This window comes from Novosphingobium resinovorum, from assembly GCF_036352595.1.
GTDB classification, from domain to species: Bacteria; Pseudomonadota; Alphaproteobacteria; order Sphingomonadales; family Sphingomonadaceae; genus Novosphingobium; species Novosphingobium resinovorum_B.
In genome coordinates this window covers 21,777-36,925 of the sequence record NZ_JAZFAX010000023.1, presented here as the reverse complement: position 1 = coordinate 36,925, position 15,149 = coordinate 21,777, and the positions used below count along the sequence as shown (strand labels likewise).

At 68.7% G+C, this 15,149-nt stretch carries 16 protein-coding genes; 11 read left to right on the top strand and 5 right to left on the bottom strand.

Annotated features, from left to right (window positions below; translation table 11 throughout):
* Positions 1 to 2: 2 nt before the first annotated feature.
* Entirely contained in the window at positions 3 to 551 is a 549-nt protein-coding gene (locus V2S85_RS19085) for a GNAT family N-acetyltransferase (protein ID WP_330704407.1), read from the top strand.
* A 10-nt stretch (positions 552 to 561) separates the two neighbouring features.
* Here V2S85_RS19085 and V2S85_RS19080 read toward each other — a convergent pair whose 3' ends face one another.
* Together V2S85_RS19080 and V2S85_RS19075 are read right to left on the bottom strand one after the other, a co-directional pair.
* Positions 562 to 1,311, bottom strand: coding sequence for a folate-binding protein (locus V2S85_RS19080; protein ID WP_330704406.1), 750 nt, complete (start codon positions 1,309 to 1,311; stop codon positions 562 to 564).
* Between the two features lie 40 nt (positions 1,312 to 1,351).
* Positions 1,352 to 2,266, bottom strand: coding sequence for a LysR family transcriptional regulator (locus tag V2S85_RS19075; protein WP_330704405.1), 915 nt, complete (start codon positions 2,264 to 2,266; stop codon positions 1,352 to 1,354).
* Positions 2,267 to 2,386: 120 nt separating this feature from the next.
* Here V2S85_RS19075 and V2S85_RS19070 point away from each other — a divergent pair, with 120 nt between their 5' ends.
* The 5 genes from V2S85_RS19070 to V2S85_RS19050 all read left to right on the top strand — a co-directional run bounded on the left by V2S85_RS19070 (position 2,387) and on the right by V2S85_RS19050 (position 6,413).
* Positions 2,387 to 3,085 carry a pirin family protein gene (locus V2S85_RS19070; RefSeq protein WP_330704404.1) on the top strand — a complete coding sequence of 233 codons (699 nt, stop codon included), beginning with the start codon at positions 2,387 to 2,389 and terminating at the stop codon, positions 3,083 to 3,085.
* Positions 3,086 to 3,168: 83 nt separating this feature from the next.
* On the top strand, positions 3,169 to 3,747 hold the full coding sequence (locus V2S85_RS19065) for a nitroreductase family protein (protein ID WP_330704403.1): 579 nt from the start codon (positions 3,169 to 3,171) through the stop codon (positions 3,745 to 3,747).
* A gap of 88 nt (positions 3,748 to 3,835) precedes the next feature.
* Entirely contained in the window at positions 3,836 to 4,168 is a 333-nt protein-coding gene (locus V2S85_RS19060; RefSeq protein WP_330704402.1) for a hypothetical protein, read from the top strand.
* Positions 4,169 to 4,209: 41 nt separating this feature from the next.
* Complete coding sequence (locus V2S85_RS19055; RefSeq protein ID WP_330704401.1) at positions 4,210 to 4,998, top strand: HPP family protein; 789 nt, start codon at positions 4,210 to 4,212, stop codon at positions 4,996 to 4,998.
* 89 nt (positions 4,999 to 5,087) lie between these two features.
* The gene (locus V2S85_RS19050; protein WP_330704400.1) at positions 5,088 to 6,413 is read left to right on the top strand and encodes a dihydroorotase; all 1,326 of its coding nucleotides are present in this window, start codon (positions 5,088 to 5,090) and stop codon (positions 6,411 to 6,413) included.
* A 40-nt stretch (positions 6,414 to 6,453) separates the two neighbouring features.
* Here the strand turns inward: V2S85_RS19050 and rarD are convergent, their stop codons facing one another.
* Positions 6,454 to 7,371, bottom strand: a complete 918-nt coding sequence (gene rarD / locus V2S85_RS19045; protein ID WP_330704399.1) for an EamA family transporter RarD — start codon at positions 7,369 to 7,371, stop codon at positions 6,454 to 6,456.
* A 231-nt stretch (positions 7,372 to 7,602) separates the two neighbouring features.
* On the opposite strand from rarD, the gene V2S85_RS19040 reads away from it, so the two are divergent.
* Positions 7,603 to 8,055 (top strand): glycine zipper 2TM domain-containing protein, encoded by a 453-nt coding sequence (locus V2S85_RS19040; protein ID WP_330704398.1) that lies wholly within the window; start codon positions 7,603 to 7,605, stop codon positions 8,053 to 8,055.
* A 259-nt stretch (positions 8,056 to 8,314) separates the two neighbouring features.
* Positions 8,315 to 9,043 (top strand): hypothetical protein, encoded by a 729-nt coding sequence (locus V2S85_RS19035; protein ID WP_330704397.1) that lies wholly within the window; start codon positions 8,315 to 8,317, stop codon positions 9,041 to 9,043.
* A gap of 27 nt (positions 9,044 to 9,070) precedes the next feature.
* On the opposite strand, the gene V2S85_RS19030 is transcribed toward V2S85_RS19035, so the two are convergent.
* Together V2S85_RS19030 and V2S85_RS19025 are read right to left on the bottom strand one after the other, a co-directional pair.
* On the bottom strand, positions 9,071 to 10,516 hold the full coding sequence (locus V2S85_RS19030; RefSeq protein ID WP_330704396.1) for a succinylglutamate-semialdehyde dehydrogenase: 1,446 nt from the start codon (positions 10,514 to 10,516) through the stop codon (positions 9,071 to 9,073).
* Positions 10,517 to 10,745: 229 nt separating this feature from the next.
* Positions 10,746 to 12,122: a protein adenylyltransferase SelO gene (locus tag V2S85_RS19025; RefSeq protein WP_330704395.1), complete on the bottom strand. Its 1,377-nt coding sequence runs from the start codon at positions 12,120 to 12,122 to the stop codon at positions 10,746 to 10,748.
* A gap of 67 nt (positions 12,123 to 12,189) precedes the next feature.
* On the opposite strand from V2S85_RS19025, the gene V2S85_RS19020 reads away from it, so the two are divergent.
* The 3 genes from V2S85_RS19020 (at position 12,190) to V2S85_RS19010 (ending at position 15,108) form a co-directional block, all read left to right on the top strand.
* Positions 12,190 to 13,056: an alpha/beta hydrolase gene (locus tag V2S85_RS19020; RefSeq protein WP_330704394.1), complete on the top strand. Its 867-nt coding sequence runs from the start codon at positions 12,190 to 12,192 to the stop codon at positions 13,054 to 13,056.
* Between the two features lie 4 nt (positions 13,057 to 13,060).
* Entirely contained in the window at positions 13,061 to 14,188 is a 1,128-nt protein-coding gene (locus V2S85_RS19015; RefSeq protein ID WP_330704393.1) for a glycosyltransferase, read from the top strand.
* Between the two features lie 146 nt (positions 14,189 to 14,334).
* Complete coding sequence (locus V2S85_RS19010; protein WP_330704392.1) at positions 14,335 to 15,108, top strand: tetratricopeptide repeat protein; 774 nt, start codon at positions 14,335 to 14,337, stop codon at positions 15,106 to 15,108.
* The last annotated feature ends 41 nt before the right edge of the window (positions 15,109 to 15,149 follow it).

The following is a 15,149-nucleotide window of genomic DNA, read 5'->3' as shown; positions in this document are numbered from 1 at the left end:
GTATGTTCGTCCGCACGGAGAGACTGTTCCTGAGACCGGCCTGGCCGGAGGACTTCGACGATGTCGTCGAGGCACTGGCTGACGATGACGTCCAGCGCGGCGTCGGTATCGCACCGTTGCCGCGCACGCGCGACGACTTGCGCGTCTATCTCGACCGGCCGCGCGATCCGCGCCTGCCGCACTTCTTCATGTATCTGCGCGCGCCGGGCGGTGCGCAACTGGTCGGAAGTATAGGGCTGGGCCGGCTCGATGAGGAGGTCGAGGTCGGCTACTGGATCGCCGCAAGGCACCGGGGTCGCGGCTTCGCGCGCGAGGCGCTGAGCGCCGTGGTGCGCCAGGCGCGCTCGCTGGGTCACATGCGCGTGGTGGCCAGCCACTTCGCCGACAGCATCGGCACGCATGAAGTGCTCGAAAGCGTAGGCTTCCGCGACACCGGCCAAGTGCGTTCGCGCTACAGCGCCTCGCGGGCGATGGAATACGCGGTGCGCATCTACGTCGCGGAACTGGAACGGCGCTGCAGTCCGCGCGTGGAGATGGCAGGGGCCGCCTGAGGGGAAGCCCTCAGGCCTTCTCCACCAGCCACGCCGGGACGAGATCGGCGGCGATGTCGTCCACGCGCAGATAGTCCACCGCCAGCCCCAGTTCGGGGTAGGCGGCGCGGCGGCGCTTTTCGTCCGAGCGGTCCAGCGGCACCACCACCAGCCGGCGGTTGACCTTCTGGCGCCAGTTCATGCGCGCGGTGTTCTCCTGCCCGACGTAGCAGCCCTTGGTGAAGCTCACGCCGTTCAGTTCGACCGCGTTGCATTCGAGCCAGAGCGTCTCGCCGTCGCCCAGTTCGGCGCGGCCTTCGGGGACGCCGAGGGCCAGGCGGTGGCTGCGCCAGGCCGCATCGGCGCCGGTCTCGGCATCTTCGGGATCGGTCGCATCGATCGCGGCGATCCAGCGTTCGCCCAGTGCATGGAGGCGCGGGTCGGCCGGGGCGCCGTCGCCGGTATGCGGGCGCCAGTGGACCGCGACGCGGTCGTCGCGGGCGATGTCGATGGCCTTGCGCAGGCGGTACATCGACAGCCGCTTGACCAGTGCATCGGCGACCTGCGCCTCGCAGTCGATCAGCAGCCCGTGGCCGGTCGGCCAGACGAGGAAGTCGAACAGGGCCTTGCCCTGTGGTGTCAGCAGCGCGGTCCAGACGGGCAGCGCCCCGGCGACGTCGGAAGTGACCAGCCCCTGCAGGAAGCCGGCGACGTCTTCGGTCGAATCGGGGCGAGGGGAAAGCCGGATCACGGCACGGTCGAACAGGCGGGTTGCGGTCATGCGCGTTAAGTGGGGCAGGGTGGGTATGACGGCAAGAGCTTCAGGAGTTCGCCGGGCATTTCGCCAGCCGCTCGCGCAGTTCGTCGAGCACCCAGCAGGCGGCCGGACCGGGGGGGCTGTCCTTGCGCCAGAGGGCGACCAGCCCGTAGTCCAGCGTCGGCCGTTCGGGCAGTTTCAGTTCGACCAGCGCACCCGAAGCGAGGTCGTCCTTCACCACATGGCGCGGCATCGAGCCCCAGCCGATCCCTTCCTTGAGCAGCGCATGCTTGGCGCCGAGATCCGCCAGCCGCCACGAGCGCGGGCTGAATACCGAGAAGTCGCTGCCCTCGGTCAGCGGCGAGCGGTCGGTCAGCACCAGTTGCAGGTGCTTGCGCGTCTCTCCCGGTACGATTCTTGCGGCCTGGCCCAGCGGATGGCCGGGCGCGGCGACAGGGACCATCTCCACCGATCCGATCATCTCGCGTTCCAGTTCGGGCAAGTCCTTGATGTCCGGGCCGGCGATGCCGAACGTCGCGCGCCCGTCCAGCACCAGCGCCGCCACCGCGCCGAGCGCCTCGACATGGAGACGCAGTGGCACCGTGGGAAAACGGGCCTGGAAATCGCGCAGCAGCCGCGCCAGCACGTTGCCGGGCACCATCACGTCGATCGCCAGCGACAGCTCCGCCTCCAACCCCTGCCTCAGGCTGCGTACCTTGGCGAGCAGGGCGTCGACGTCGTCCGAGATCGCATGGACTTCGGATAACAGTGCGCGGCCTGCCTCGGTCAGCTGCGGCTTGCGCGATCCCTCGCGGTCGAACAGGCGGACGTCGAGCTGGGTTTCCAATTGCGCGATGGCGTAGCTGACCACCGAGATCGCCCGTCCGAGACGGCGCGCGGCGGCATTGAAGCTGCCTTCCTCGACCACCGCAAGGAAGCAGCGCAGGTGATCCAGACTGGGCGGGACGATATCTACCATTCAACTTTCCTGAACAACTCGCCCGAGTTTATCACAATTTCGCGATAGGGGCGCAAGGCCTAGATGGGTCTTCGACACGGTCACCGGCTGACCGGCAAGCCATACCAAGGAGTACCCACCATGATCGAACTGCGCCCCTTCGACAGCATCGGCTCCGCCAACCACGGCTGGCTGGATGCGCACCATCACTTCTCGTTCGCCGACTATCACGATCCGGCACGCACCAACTGGGGCCGCCTGCGCGTGTGGAACGACGACACGATCGCCGCGAAGACCGGCTTTCCGCCGCATCCGCACCGCGACATGGAAATCGTCACTTATGTCCGCAAGGGCGCGATCACCCACCGCGACAACCTGGGCAACGTTGGCCGTACCGAAGCGGGCGACGTCCAGGTGATGAGCGCGGGCACCGGTATCACGCACTCGGAATACAACCTCGAGGACGAGGACACCACGCTGTTCCAGATCTGGATCATGCCCGACCGTCGCGGCGAGCAGCCCAGCTGGGGTGCGCGTCCCTTCCCCAAGGAGGACCGCGCCGGACAGTTCGTGACCCTGGCGAGCGGCATCGCCGGTGACGACGACGTGCTGCGCATCAATGCCGAGGCCCGCGTGCTGGGGGCCACGGTGAAGGCGGGCGACACGGTGACTTACGCCACCGACGCCGGCCGCCACAGCTACCTCGTCCCCGCCACCGGCCGCATCCGGATCGGCGACGTGGAGGCCAATGCCCGCGACGGCGTCGCCATCACCGGGCTCGATGAGTTTTCCGTGACGGCTCTTGAGGATGCCGAACTGGTGCTCGTCGACGCGGCCTGACATAGGGCAGGAGGGCGACTCGCGAGAGGCGCCCTCCTGCTTGCGCATTCTCCCAAAAACCTGAGCAGTTAAGGACAGTTTCGATGACCGGACGTATCGCCAATCCCAAGATCGAGAAGCTTATCGTCGACCGCTGGAGCCCGCGCGCCTTCGATGGCAGCGCAATCCCGCAGGAAGACCTCGACGCGATCCTCGAAGCCGGCGGCTGGGCCCCTTCGGCCTACAACGTGCAGCCCTGGACGTTCCTTTACGCGAAGAAGGGCGATGCCAACTGGGATCTGCTGCTGTCGCAGCTCATCGATTTCAACCAGGGCTGGGCCAAGGAAGCCTCGGCGCTCGTCTTCGTCGTTTCCGACAAGTTCATGCGTTCGGACAAGGGCAATACGGACAACCACAGCCACAGCTTCGACGCCGGTGCCGCCTGGGCGCTGGCCGCGATCCAGGCGCAGGCGCTGGGCTATCACACCCACGGCATGACCGGCCTGAAGTTCGGCGAGGCCGAAGCCGCGCTCGGCATTCCGGACGACTATCGCCTCGAAGCCGCCTTCGCGCTCGGCAAGCAGGGCGACAAGGCCTCGCTGCCGGAATTCCTGCAGGAGCGCGAAGTCGCCAGCAACCGCAAGCCGCTGGCCGAGATCGCCCGCGCCGGCAAGTTCGCCTGATCCGGGATTGGCCCACCCCTTCTCTCGTGGGAGAGGGGTGGGCCTTCCCGCCATGAATCCGCCTTGATTGCATGGCCTTGTTGCGTCCATGCCCCTCGCCGACCTCCCTGCGCAGCCGCCTGCCATCGAGGCGCCCGCCTTCGACCTTGCGCAACTGGCGCAGGACGGCGGGCCCGACTTGCGCGTGGTGAAGCCGCGCTGTCCGGTCGGCCGGGCGGGAGAAATCGTCGTCTGCGCGCAGAACCCCGAAAAGGAACGCCTGCGCCCGTTGCCCGACATGTACGAGACCGAAGAGGGCCTGCCGCGCGCCGAGGTGGGGCTGGGCGAGAATTCCTCGCTGGGGGTCGAGCTGGAATCGGCGACGCTGGGCGGGGGCCAGGTCAGCAACCGGGCGATGGTGCGCTACAAGCTGAAGTTCTGAAAAGCTGGGCTTTCCGGTGGTGAGGCAAGGCTCGTCTCGCCATGTTCGCATTCCTGCGCCATAGACCCCGAAGATTTTACACCGGATGGTGGTTCAATGCCATCTCATCGCGCGCCAGCGCCGATGTCGGCAAGAAGCGGAACAAGACGACGGTGTTGCAGGCAGTTCGGGAAAACTGGCGCATTCATGCCCTGGGGCATCTGGGGTGGGCGCGGGGCGCGATCGGCGCGGCGCTCGGCATCGCCCTTGCCGGGATCGTCACCTGGTATGCGCTGCATCTCTATCCAGGCGACCATGCGCGGATGCTGCCCTTCCTCGTCGCGCCGCTGGGCGCCTCGGCGGTGCTGGTGTTCTGCGTGCCCGCGAGTCCGCTGGCGCAGCCCTGGGCGGTGATCGGCGGAGACCTGCTGTCGGGCGGCGTCGGCCTCCTCGTCGGCCATCTGCTCGGCGATCCGTGGCTGTCCGCCTTCGTCGCGGTGGGGCTGGCCATCGCGGTCATGGCCCTGACGCGAAGCCTGCACCCGCCGGGCGGGGCGAGCGCGCTGCTGTTCGCACTGGGCGCCACCGGCGAAGTGCCATGGGACTGGACGTGGCTGCTGCCGATCAGCGCCAACGTGCTGCTGTTGTGCGGCTTCGGCTGGCTCTACAACAACCTCACCGGCCATTCCTGGCCGCACCGCCCGCCCAAGGTGCCGCATGCCGCCGCGCCCGCCTATACCCGCGAGGACATCGTCGCCGTGCTGGAGGACTGGAACGAGGTGCTCGACGTCGACGTCGATGATCTCGACGCTTTCGTGCAGGCGCTGCTGCGCAAGGGCAGGGCGGACTGAGAGCGCTTGCCTGAGAGACGCTTGAAAGCACCGCGCGAGGCGCCTAGGTCGGCGTGATCCGTGAAGTCCCCCAAGGAAAGGCCGTCCCGATGAGCGCACCCGCACCCGAACTCGTGCTTTCCGGCGGCACCGTCCATACGCCGAGCGGCCCGGTCGTCGCCGACGTGGCGGTGCGTGACGGCAGGATCGTGGGCGTCGGTTCCTACCCCGATGCGGCGCGGCGGATCGACTGCACCGGGCTCGACGTGCTGCCCGGCGTCATCGACAGCCAGGTCCACTTCCGCGAGCCGGGGCTGGAGCACAAGGAAGACCTCGAGACCGGCAGCCGCGCGGCGGTGATGGGCGGCATCACCGCGGTCTTCGAGATGCCCAACACCAACCCCAACACCGACACCGAAGATCGCGTGCTCGACAAGCTGCGCCGCGCGCGCCACCGCATGTTCTGCGATCACGCGTTCTATGTCGGTGCCACTGCCGACAACGCGGTGGAACTCGCCGAGCTGGAGCGCATCCCGGGCACCGCAGGCGTCAAGATCTTCATGGGCGCCTCGACCGGCAGCCTGCTGGTGGCCGAGGACGAGCAGCTTGCCCGCGTGCTGGCGCATGGCCGCCGCCGCGTCGCCATCCATGCCGAGGACGAGGCGCGAATGAACGCGCGCAAGGATCTGCGGGTCGAGGGCGATCCCTCCAGCCATCCGGTCTGGCGCGACGACGAGAGCGCGATGCTGGCGACCAGGCGCATCCTGCGGCTTGCCCGCGAGGCGCGCCGCCCGATCCACATCCTGCACATCACCACCCCGGCCGAACTGGAGTTGATCGCCCAGCACCGCGACGTGGCGACCTGCGAGGTGACGCCGCAGCACCTGACGCTGGCGGCCGAGGAAGCCTATCCTGCGATCGGCACGTTCGCGCAGATGAACCCGCCGATCCGCTCGGCCGCGCACCGCGACGGGCTGTGGCACTGGCTGCGTGCGGGCGTGCCCGACGTGATCGGCTCCGACCACGCGCCGCACACGCGCGAGGAAAAGGCCAAGACATATCCGGCCAGCCCCTCGGGCATGCCGGGCGTGCAGACGCTGCTGCCGCTGATGCTGGACCACGTCGCCAAGGGCCGGCTGACGCTGGAACGGCTGATCGACATGACCTCCAGCGGGGTGCAGCGCGTGTTCGGCCTCGTCGGCAAGGGGCGCATCGCGGTGGGCTACGACGCCGACTTCACCGTGGTCGATCGCAAGGGCACTTTCACCGTGACCGAGGAATGGGGTGAGAGCCGCTGCGGGTGGACGCCGTTCGCCGGCATGGAACTGGAAGGCCGCGTCGTCGGCACCATCGTGCGCGGCCATGCGGCGATGTGGGAAGGCGAACTCGCCAACCAGGCGCAGGGCGAGGCGCTGCGGTTCGCCGGGGCTCTGTAAGGCTGCCGCAGTCGTCCCGGAACGCGTCCGGGACGACGCCTCATCGGGCTGCGCGCCGCGACACGATATCCCAGCAGAACACTGCGATCGCGGTCCAGATGAAGCCGAAGCAGACGAAGTGCACCGGTTTGATCGGCTCGTCGAACACGAAGACGCTTATCAGGAACAGGACCGTGGGCGTCAGGAACTGCACGAAGCCCAGGATCGAAAACGGCAGCTTGCGCGCTGCGGAAGCGAACAGCATCAGCGGGATCGCCGTCAGCGGGCCGGTGCACAGCAGCAGCAGGCTGATGCCCGGTGCCGATCCCATCACCAGGCCTTCGGGGCGCTGCAGCTGCCAGCCCATGAGGCCCAGCGCCGGCACGAACAGCACGATCGTCTCGATGGTCAGCCCCGGCAGCGGGTCTACCGGCGCCAGCTTGCGGGTCAGTCCGTAGGCGGCGAACGTCAGCGCCAGCGCCATGCTCAGCCACAGCGTGTCGAGCGCCCCCTTCGCCAGCAGCGCCACCCCGATCGCGGCGAGAGCCACCGCGATCCACTGCCGCCCGGTCAGCTTCTCCTTCAGGAAGATCGTCGCCGCCAGCACGTTCACCAGCGGGTTGATGTAATAGCCCAGGCTGGCGGCAAGGACGTGGCCGTGCATCACCGCGAGAATGTAGATCAGCCAGTTGGCGCCGATCAGGAACCCGCTCAGCGTCAGCGCGCCGAGCAGCCGCCTGTCGGTCAGCGCCGCGCGCAGTGCAGCGCCCTGGCGCAGCGCGGCGACCGCCACGAGGCAGATCGGCAGCGTGCACATCAGCCGCCAGCCCACCACCTCGAACGGGGATACCGCGTGGAGCAGCGCGAAGTAGAGCGGGAACAGGCTCCAGATGCCGTAGGCCCCGATCGCCGGCAGCAGGCCGGGCAGAATGACGGAGCCGGAAGAATTCGGGCGTTGCTGCAAGGCGGTATCGGACATTTCTGAACGTCTCTCCCGGCGACCGGGGGGGCAGGTCGCCTGAGGTGGCCCTTATAGGGGTGCCTTATCGAGGGCAATCGCTCGCCCCGTCGCCCCTGCGAACTCGCTTTATCGCATATCCGAATTCTGACAGGCGCGTTGCGGGTTGTTCAGGATAAGTCGCCTAAAGATGAATGCGTCAGGCGGATCGACTCGGATGGCCGGTTCGCTTCCTGGAAGAGGAGAGTTGAGATGAACGCATTCTTCAAGGCCTCGGCCATCGCCGCCGCTGCCGCCAGCCTTGCCACCGCGCTGCCTGCTTCGGCTGCCGTCGGCACGTACGCTCCCGCCGCCACCAGCGGCTTCACCGCGCCCGGCGAGCAGGCTTCCGACTATGGCCGCGACCGCTATCGCTATTCGCGTGAGGATTATCGCCGGGGCTACGGCAACCGCGATCGCTACGATCGCCGGGATCGGTATGACCGCCGCGACTATCGCCCCAGTTCGTGGCGCGGCAACGACGGCCGTTACTACTGCCGTCGCAGCAATGGCACCACCGGCCTCCTGATCGGCGGCGCAGCGGGCGCCCTGTTGGGCCGCGGCATCGACGGTGGCCGCGACCGTACCGCCGGCACTCTGATCGGCGGTGTCGCCGGCGCCCTGCTGGGCCGTGAGGTCGATCGCGGCGGATCGCGCTGCCGCTAAGCTTCGAAAAGACAGTTTTCCCCGCATGTACGGCGACTTGCGGGGGAACCGCCCGGTTTCGGGCGGGAGGGCGTCCGCATCTCGCGGGCGCCCTCGTTGCCGTAAGCGAAGCGGTCGTAAGAGGAGGGGCCGCGACCATCCCGAAATGGGACGAGGGGATTCGACCCTCTGGCACCTTCGTGCGTTTTCGCGTTTTCCTAACGACATTGCCGCTAGGGCTGGCCACGGTGCCGGACAGGGCCGACGAAGGAACACGACGATGAAGACTGCCGCCAGCCCCGCTTTGCTGAAGATCGCCGCGCTGACGATGGCATCCAGCCTGATGCTCGCGGGCTGCGGTTCGAGCGACAAGCAGCCCGACCCGGCCGACACCGACCCGGCACTGAACGGCGCCCTGGGCGATCAGATCATGGTCGATCCCGAGATGGCCGGAGAGCAGGGCGCGGCGGTATCGGCCGACGGGCGGCAGGTCACGGTACCGCCGCAGGATCGCACCCCCGAAGCCATCGCCGCCGCCAAGAAGCAGGCGGTGCAGCTCGTCGGCGGTGCACTCAAGCCCGCACCCAGCCCGGCGCAGGGCGGCGCCGCCGCGCTGGCGCAGAGCGCCGCCACCGCCGCGCAAGTCGCCGCCGAGGCCAAGGTCGCCAAGGCGGACTGCTCGGCCAGGGTGCAGTATTCGAATACCTGGGCGGCCAAGCTGCCGGCCGAACTGCCGGTCTATCCGCGCGGTGCGGTGCAGGAAGCGGCGGGGATCGACGGGCAGGGCTGTGCGCTGCGCGTGGTCAACTTCGCCACCCCGGTCAGCGTCAACGACATCGTCAGCTTCTACTACACCAAGGCGCTGGCTGCGGGTTACGGCGCCGAATACAAGGTCGATGGCGGCGACAGCGTGCTGGGCGGGCGCAAGGGCGGCAAGGCCTACGTGGTCTATGCGCGCAAGCTGGACAACGGACTGACCGAAGTGGACCTGGTCGCCAGCGGGAAGTGATGCCGTCCCGCCCTTGCGGGCGGGCGGCTACCGCAACCCTACCCCGATCACCGCGCGCGGCTGTTCCATCTCTCCCGAGGCGACCGGATAGGCGCAGTAGTCCGCCGCGTAGAACCCGGTCGGGCGGTGGTTGCCCGAAAGCCCGACGCCGCCCATCGGCGCCGCGTGGCTCGGCCCGATGGTCGGCCGGTTCCAGTTGACGATCCCGGCGCGCACGTTGGCCCAGAAGCGGTTGTATTCCTGCGGGCTGCCGCCCACCAGCGACGCCGCGAGGCCGTAGCGCGAGGCGTTGGCCTCGGCGATCGCCTGGTCGAAGTCGGACACCCGGATCACCTGCAGCACCGGTCCGAACAGTTCGACGTCCGGCCGCTCGCGCATCGCCGTCACGTCGATGATGGCGGGGCTGAGGAACGGCAGCGTGTCGTCGGGTCGGACGAGGTGCTTGATCGCGCGGCCGCCGTGACTGAGCAGGTAGAGGAAGCTTTCGGTCAGCCCGTCGGCGGCGGCGTTGTCGATGACCGGGCCCATGAACGGGGCCGGCTCGTCGAACGGGGCGCCGACGATCAGGCGGTCGGCCAGCGCCTTCACTTCGGCCATCAGCGCGTCGTACATCGTGTCCCTGACGATCAGCCGGCGCGCGGCGGTGCAGCGCTGGCCGCTGGTGGCGAAGGCGGACTGCACGACGATCGCCGCCGCGTCGGTCAGCTTCGGGGTGTCCCACACGACCATCGCGTTGTTGCCGCCCATCTCCAGCGCCACCATGCGGTCGGGCCGACCGGCAAGGCGGCGGTTGATCGCGATGCCGTTCGTCGCCGAGCCGGTGAACAGCACGCCGTCGATACCCTCGTGCGCGACATAGGCGGCGCCTTCGGCCGGGCCGCCCGGGGCGAACTGCATCACCGCTACTGGAATCCCGGCGCGATGGAAGCAGCGCGCCAGCATCTCGCCGGTGGCGGGCGCGCGCTCGCTCGGCTTGAAGATCACCGCGTTGCCGGCGATCAGCGCCGGCACGATATGGGCGTTGGCGAGGTGGGCGGGATAGTTGAACGGACTGAGCACCACCAGCACGCCATGCGGCTTGTGGCGCACCGCCATGACCCCCTGCAGCGCCGAATCGAGCTTTCGCTGCGCGGTCCGCTCGGCATAGGCGCGGATCGAGACTTCGACCTTGCCGATCACCGAATCGACTTCGGCGCGGGCTTCCCACAAGGGCTTGCCGACTTCGCGGGCGATCGTGGTGGCGAGGGCCTCCGCGTCCTTGCGCACTTCGTTGGCGAATCGGCGCAGCAGTTCCATGCGCGTGGACAGCGGCTGCGCGGCCCACGTCGGCCAGGCACGGCGGGCGCGGGCCACGGTCTCGTCGACGTCGGCCACGGGGCCGCGCCAGACCTCCGCGCCCGTGGCGGGCTCGTAGGAGACGATCTGCGTCCTGGTATCGGGCCGGGTTTCGGCCCTTTCGAGTTGTCCGCTCACGAAATCACTTGGTCCCGGGCCGTTACGGCTAACAACCCGTTAGCTGATAGGGTTCGACATTTCATCTCAATGGCACAGGTATTCCTACCGGGGTGCTAAGAGCGTGTTCGAAAAATGCCCATCCGGGCATTTTAGAGCGGCACCGGCCCACACCCCCACCCGACCTCCCACTAGTGCATCCTTGATGGGAGGTCGGGTGGGGGTGTGGGCCGGTGCCGCTAAACCCGGTTCAGCCAAGATGCCGCCCCAGGTCGCGGATCGCCTCCACCTTGGCGTGCAGTTCGCTCCAGTCGTCGTGTTGGTCGATGGCCGCCCAGATGCGCTCGACCTCGTCGATGAGCACGCCGGGCGGGGCGTCCTGCCGCCAGAACGCATCGTCGGCGGCCACCGTGGGGGCATGGAGACGCAGCAGCGTGCCGAAGTCGTCTTCGCCCGCATTGCGGGCCGCGCGGTGGAGGAAAAAGAACTGCTCGGGCGCGAGGCCGGTCTCCACCATGGCGCGCTCGGCCGCCTGAATCAGCGCGGCGTCCTGTTCCGGCCCCCGCGATTCGACGCCGAGCCGGGCGGTGAAACGGCGGCCCATCGCCTGCTGGTAAAGCGGCCCGAACCGGTCGAGCGCGGCGACCAGCGGCGCGGTTTCGACCAGCATGCTGAGCGCCTGCGCCAGCTGCGCGCAGTTCCACAGCAGCGCCTCGGGCTGGCGTCCGAAGGCGTAGAGCCCCGAATGGTCGAAGTAGGCGGCGGTGAAACGCGGATCCCAGCGTGGCAGCCAGCGCCAGGGGCCGTAGTCGAAGCTCTCGCCCGAAATGTTCATGTTGTCGGTGTTGAGCACGCCGTGGACGAATCCGGCGACCATCCACGACGCGGCAAGGTCGGCCAGCCGCTCGACGACCTGGTGCAGCAGGATCACCGCCGGTTCCTCGCGCCCTGGCGCGCCGGGCGGCGGCGGGCTGCCGGGATAGGTTTCGAGGCAATAGGCGACGAGGGCCTCAAGGTGCGCCTTCTCCTCCAGCGCGTAGAGCCGCTGGAAGCTGCCGATGCGGATGTGCCCGTGCGAGAGGCGCACCAGCACCGCCGAGCGGGTGGGGCTGGGTTCGTCGCCGCGCCACAGTTCCTCTCCGGTCTCGACGACCGAGAAGGTCTTGCTGGTATCGACGCCCAGCGCCTCCAGCATCTCGGTGGCGAGAATCTCGCGCACGGCGCCCTTCAGGGTCAGCCGGCCGTCGCCGTCGCGGCTCCACGGCGTCTGCCCGGAGCCCTTGGTGCCGAGATCGAGCAATCGCCCGCCGGCATCGCGCATCTGCGCGAAGAGGAAACCACGGCCATCGCCGAGATCGGGGTTGTAGGTGCGGAACTGGTGGCCGTGATAGCGCAGCGCCAGCGGCTGCGGCAGGTTGCCGGGCAGGGGGGCGAACTGGCCGAAATGCTGGACCCAGCGCGTTTCGTCGAAACCGTCGAGGCCGACGGCGGCGGCCCAGCGCCGGTTGTGCCAGCGCAACTGGTGACGGGGGAACGCGGCCGGGGCGACGGGATCGCCGATCCATTCGGCGATGGTCTCTATGCGGGGATCGGGAAGATACGGGGCGGGTTGCGGTTCACTGGGCATCCGGCGATAAGTGGGGACCGTCCGGCAACCGATCAAGCCGGAGGTTGATGGAGGTTGCCGTTCCGGCATGAAGGTTTTCGAAGATCGCTTCTGGTCGAGCCGTGACGGTCTCAAGCTTCATTTCCGCGATTATCCCGCTCCCGAGGGCGGGGAATCGCGTGTGCCGGTGCTGTGTCTGCACGGGCTGACCCGCAATGCGCGCGATTTCGACGTGCTGGCGCCGCGCCTGGCGCGGGAGCGCCGCGTGATCTGTCCCGACCTGCGCGGCCGGGGCGACAGCGAATATGCCCGCGATTCGAAGACCTACACGCCCGTTCGCTACGGCGATGACGTCCTCGCGCTGATCGAGCAGGAAGGGCTGGAGCGCTTCGTGATCGTCGGCACTTCGCTCGGCGGGCTGATGGCGATGGGGCTGGCGGCGCTGATCCCGGACAAGATCGCCGGGGCCGTGGTCAACGACGTCGGCCCGCGGCTGGAGCCGGCGGGGCTGGAGCGGATCAAGGGCTATGTCGGGCAGGGCCGCAGCTGGCCCACCTGGGTTCACGCCGCGCGCGGGCTGGAGGACTTGCAGGGTTCCGCCTTTCCGGGCCAGCCGCTTGATTTCTGGATCGGCATGGCCAAGCGGCTGATGACGGTCGGCGGCAATGGCCGCGTCGTCTTCGACTACGACATGAAGATCGCCGAGCCGTTCCTCGCCTTCGATCCCAATGCCCAGCCGGACTTGTGGGGGGCGTGGGCAGCCCTGGCGGCGGTGCCGGTGCTGGTGGTGCGCGGTGGCCTCTCGGACCTGCTTTCCGCCGCGACGCTGGCCGAGATGCTGCGCCGCGCGCCGCTGGCCGAAGGGCTGACGCTGGAAGGGATCGGCCATGCGCCGAGCCTCGACGAGCCCGAATCGGTGGCCGCGATCGAGCGGTTGCTGGCGCGCACGGCCTGATCGCTTGCGCCTGCTCCACCTCCATTCGAGCTTCGCGGCCGGCGGCAAGGAACTGCGCGCGGCCCGGCTGATGAGCGTGTTCGGCCCCGGCATCGCGCATTCTGTGGTCTCGGCGCAGCCGGGCGCCTACGGGGCGAGAGTGGCGCTGGGCCCGGATGTGCGCGTCGATTTTCCCGAGGACTTTCCCGGCCTCCAGGGCCGCCCGACGCCCGCGCGGCTGTGGCGCATCGCCCGGGCCATGCGCGGGTTCGACCTTGTCCTCACGTATAACTGGGGGGCGATGGACGCGGTGCTGGCGCATCGGCTCTATCACCGCGTGCTCGGCCTGGCGCCGCTGGTCCATCACGAGGACGGCTTCAACGAGGACGAGGCCGGCGGGCTGAAGCCTTCGCGCAACCTGTTCCGCCGCATCGCCCTGCGCGGGGCGAGCGCGCTGGTGGTGCCCTCGCAGCGGCTGGAGGCGATCGCGCTGGGCGCGTGGCACCAGCCGCGCGCGAAAGTGCGGCTCATCATCAACGGCATCCGCACCGAAGCCTATCGCGATCCGCCGCCGCCCGATGCGATTCCCGGCCTGCCCAAGCCGGAAGGCGCGAAGTGGATCGGCACCCTGGCGGGCCTGCGCGCGGTGAAGCAGCTGCCCCGGCTGGTGCGCGCCTTCGCCGGCCTGCCGGAAGAATGGCGACTGGTGATCCTGGGCGAGGGGCCCGAACGCGCGGTGATCGAGGCGCAGGCGCGCGCCTGCGGGGTCGCCGACCGGGTGCATCTGCCGGGCTTCGTGTCCGACCCCTCCCGCGCGGTGGGCCTGTTCGATCTCTTCGCCTTGTCCTCCGACAGCGAGCAGTTTCCGATCTCGGTGGTGGAGGCGATGGCGGCGGGTCTGGCGGTCGCTTCTCCGGCGGTGGGGGACGTCATGGCGATGGTATCGGTGGAAAACCGCAGTTTCGTAACGCCTGCCGGGGATGAGGCGGCACTGGCCCGGGCGCTGGCCGAACTCGCCGGAAACCCTGCGCTGCGCGCCGCGATCGGCGCCGCCAACCAGGCCTGGGCCGAGGCGCAATACGATGAAAACGCGATGGTTCGCAGCTATGCCTCGACTTATGGCGGAGCAATGGGCCTGACGCGGTTTCCCTGAGGCTCGCGGCCATGACGCGGCCATTCAGCCGTGCTTCACGCCGGGACATGCACCGCTCTTGTTACAGACATCCCCGTTGAAAAGCCCTGCCCATCCGCTAAACAGCCCGGCAACATTCCCGTTTTTCCGCTAGAAAGCGCTCGATCTTGGCCCTGCCCCCCGACACTTCTTCCGCCGCCGCCCGCAACGCTGCCCAGCAGGACGTCTTCCTGCGCGAGGTGGACGATGCCGTGCGCCAGGATCAGCTCGAAGGCTTCATGAGCCGCTACGGCAAGCCGCTGATCGCGGTGATCGTCATCGCCCTGCTCGCCTTCGCGGGCTGGATCTACTGGGATCACCGCCAGACCAAGGCGCGCGAGGAGCGGTCCGAGGCCTATGTCCAGGCGCTCGACGCGCTGCAGTCGGAAAACCTCGATGCCGCCAAGGGCAAGCTCGCGCCGGTCGCCGCGGCGGGTTCGTCCGACGCCACCGTGGTCTCGGCACGCCTGATGCTGGCGGGCATCGCGCTGCGCCAGAACCGCAAGGCCGACGCGCTGAAGCTCTACGGAGAGATCGCCGCCGACGGCAAGGCGCCGCAGGCGCTGCGTGATCTCGCCTCGGTGCGCGCGGTCGCCGCCGACTTCGACGCGATGAAGCCCGAAGACGTGGTCAGCCGCCTCAAGCCGATGGCCGCGCCGGGCAACCCCTGGTTCGGCGTCGCCGGCGAACTGGTCGGCATGGCCTATCTCAAGCAGGGCAAGGACGACCAGGCCGGCCCGCTGTTCGCCGCCATCGCCAAGGACGAAGGCGTCGAGGACGGGTTGCGCAGCCGCGCCCGCCAGCTTGCCGCGGTGCTCGGCGTCGATGCCGTGGACGACGTGGTGGACGACAAGGGCGAACCGCTCGGCAAGGCCAAGGCCGCACCCGCTTCCGCACAATGACGACAACGCCAGAAGATTTTCCGGTTATCGCGCCGGCTCGT

Bases quoted from the DNA above. Each gene is read 5' to 3' on its own strand.
- V2S85_RS19075 (WP_330704405.1), bottom strand. From the start codon at position 2,266: ATGGTAGATATCGTCCCGCCCAGTCTGGATCACCTGCGCTGCTTCCTT.
- V2S85_RS19060 (WP_330704402.1), top strand. From the start codon at position 3,836: ATGCCCCTCGCCGACCTCCCTGCGCAGCCGCCTGCCATCGAGGCGCCC.
- V2S85_RS19065 (WP_330704403.1), top strand. From the start codon at position 3,169: ATGACCGGACGTATCGCCAATCCCAAGATCGAGAAGCTTATCGTCGAC.
- V2S85_RS19070 (WP_330704404.1), top strand. From the start codon at position 2,387: ATGATCGAACTGCGCCCCTTCGACAGCATCGGCTCCGCCAACCACGGC.
- V2S85_RS19035 (WP_330704397.1), top strand. From the start codon at position 8,315: ATGAAGACTGCCGCCAGCCCCGCTTTGCTGAAGATCGCCGCGCTGACG.
- rarD (WP_330704399.1), bottom strand. From the start codon at position 7,371: ATGTCCGATACCGCCTTGCAGCAACGCCCGAATTCTTCCGGCTCCGTC.
- V2S85_RS19080 (WP_330704406.1), bottom strand. From the start codon at position 1,311: ATGACCGCAACCCGCCTGTTCGACCGTGCCGTGATCCGGCTTTCCCCT.
- V2S85_RS19085 (WP_330704407.1), top strand. From the start codon at position 3: ATGTTCGTCCGCACGGAGAGACTGTTCCTGAGACCGGCCTGGCCGGAG.
- V2S85_RS19055 (WP_330704401.1), top strand. From the start codon at position 4,210: ATGTTCGCATTCCTGCGCCATAGACCCCGAAGATTTTACACCGGATGG.
- V2S85_RS19025 (WP_330704395.1), bottom strand. From the start codon at position 12,122: ATGCCCAGTGAACCGCAACCCGCCCCGTATCTTCCCGATCCCCGCATA.
- V2S85_RS19040 (WP_330704398.1), top strand. From the start codon at position 7,603: ATGAACGCATTCTTCAAGGCCTCGGCCATCGCCGCCGCTGCCGCCAGC.
- V2S85_RS19020 (WP_330704394.1), top strand. From the start codon at position 12,190: ATGAAGGTTTTCGAAGATCGCTTCTGGTCGAGCCGTGACGGTCTCAAG.
- V2S85_RS19050 (WP_330704400.1), top strand. From the start codon at position 5,088: ATGAGCGCACCCGCACCCGAACTCGTGCTTTCCGGCGGCACCGTCCAT.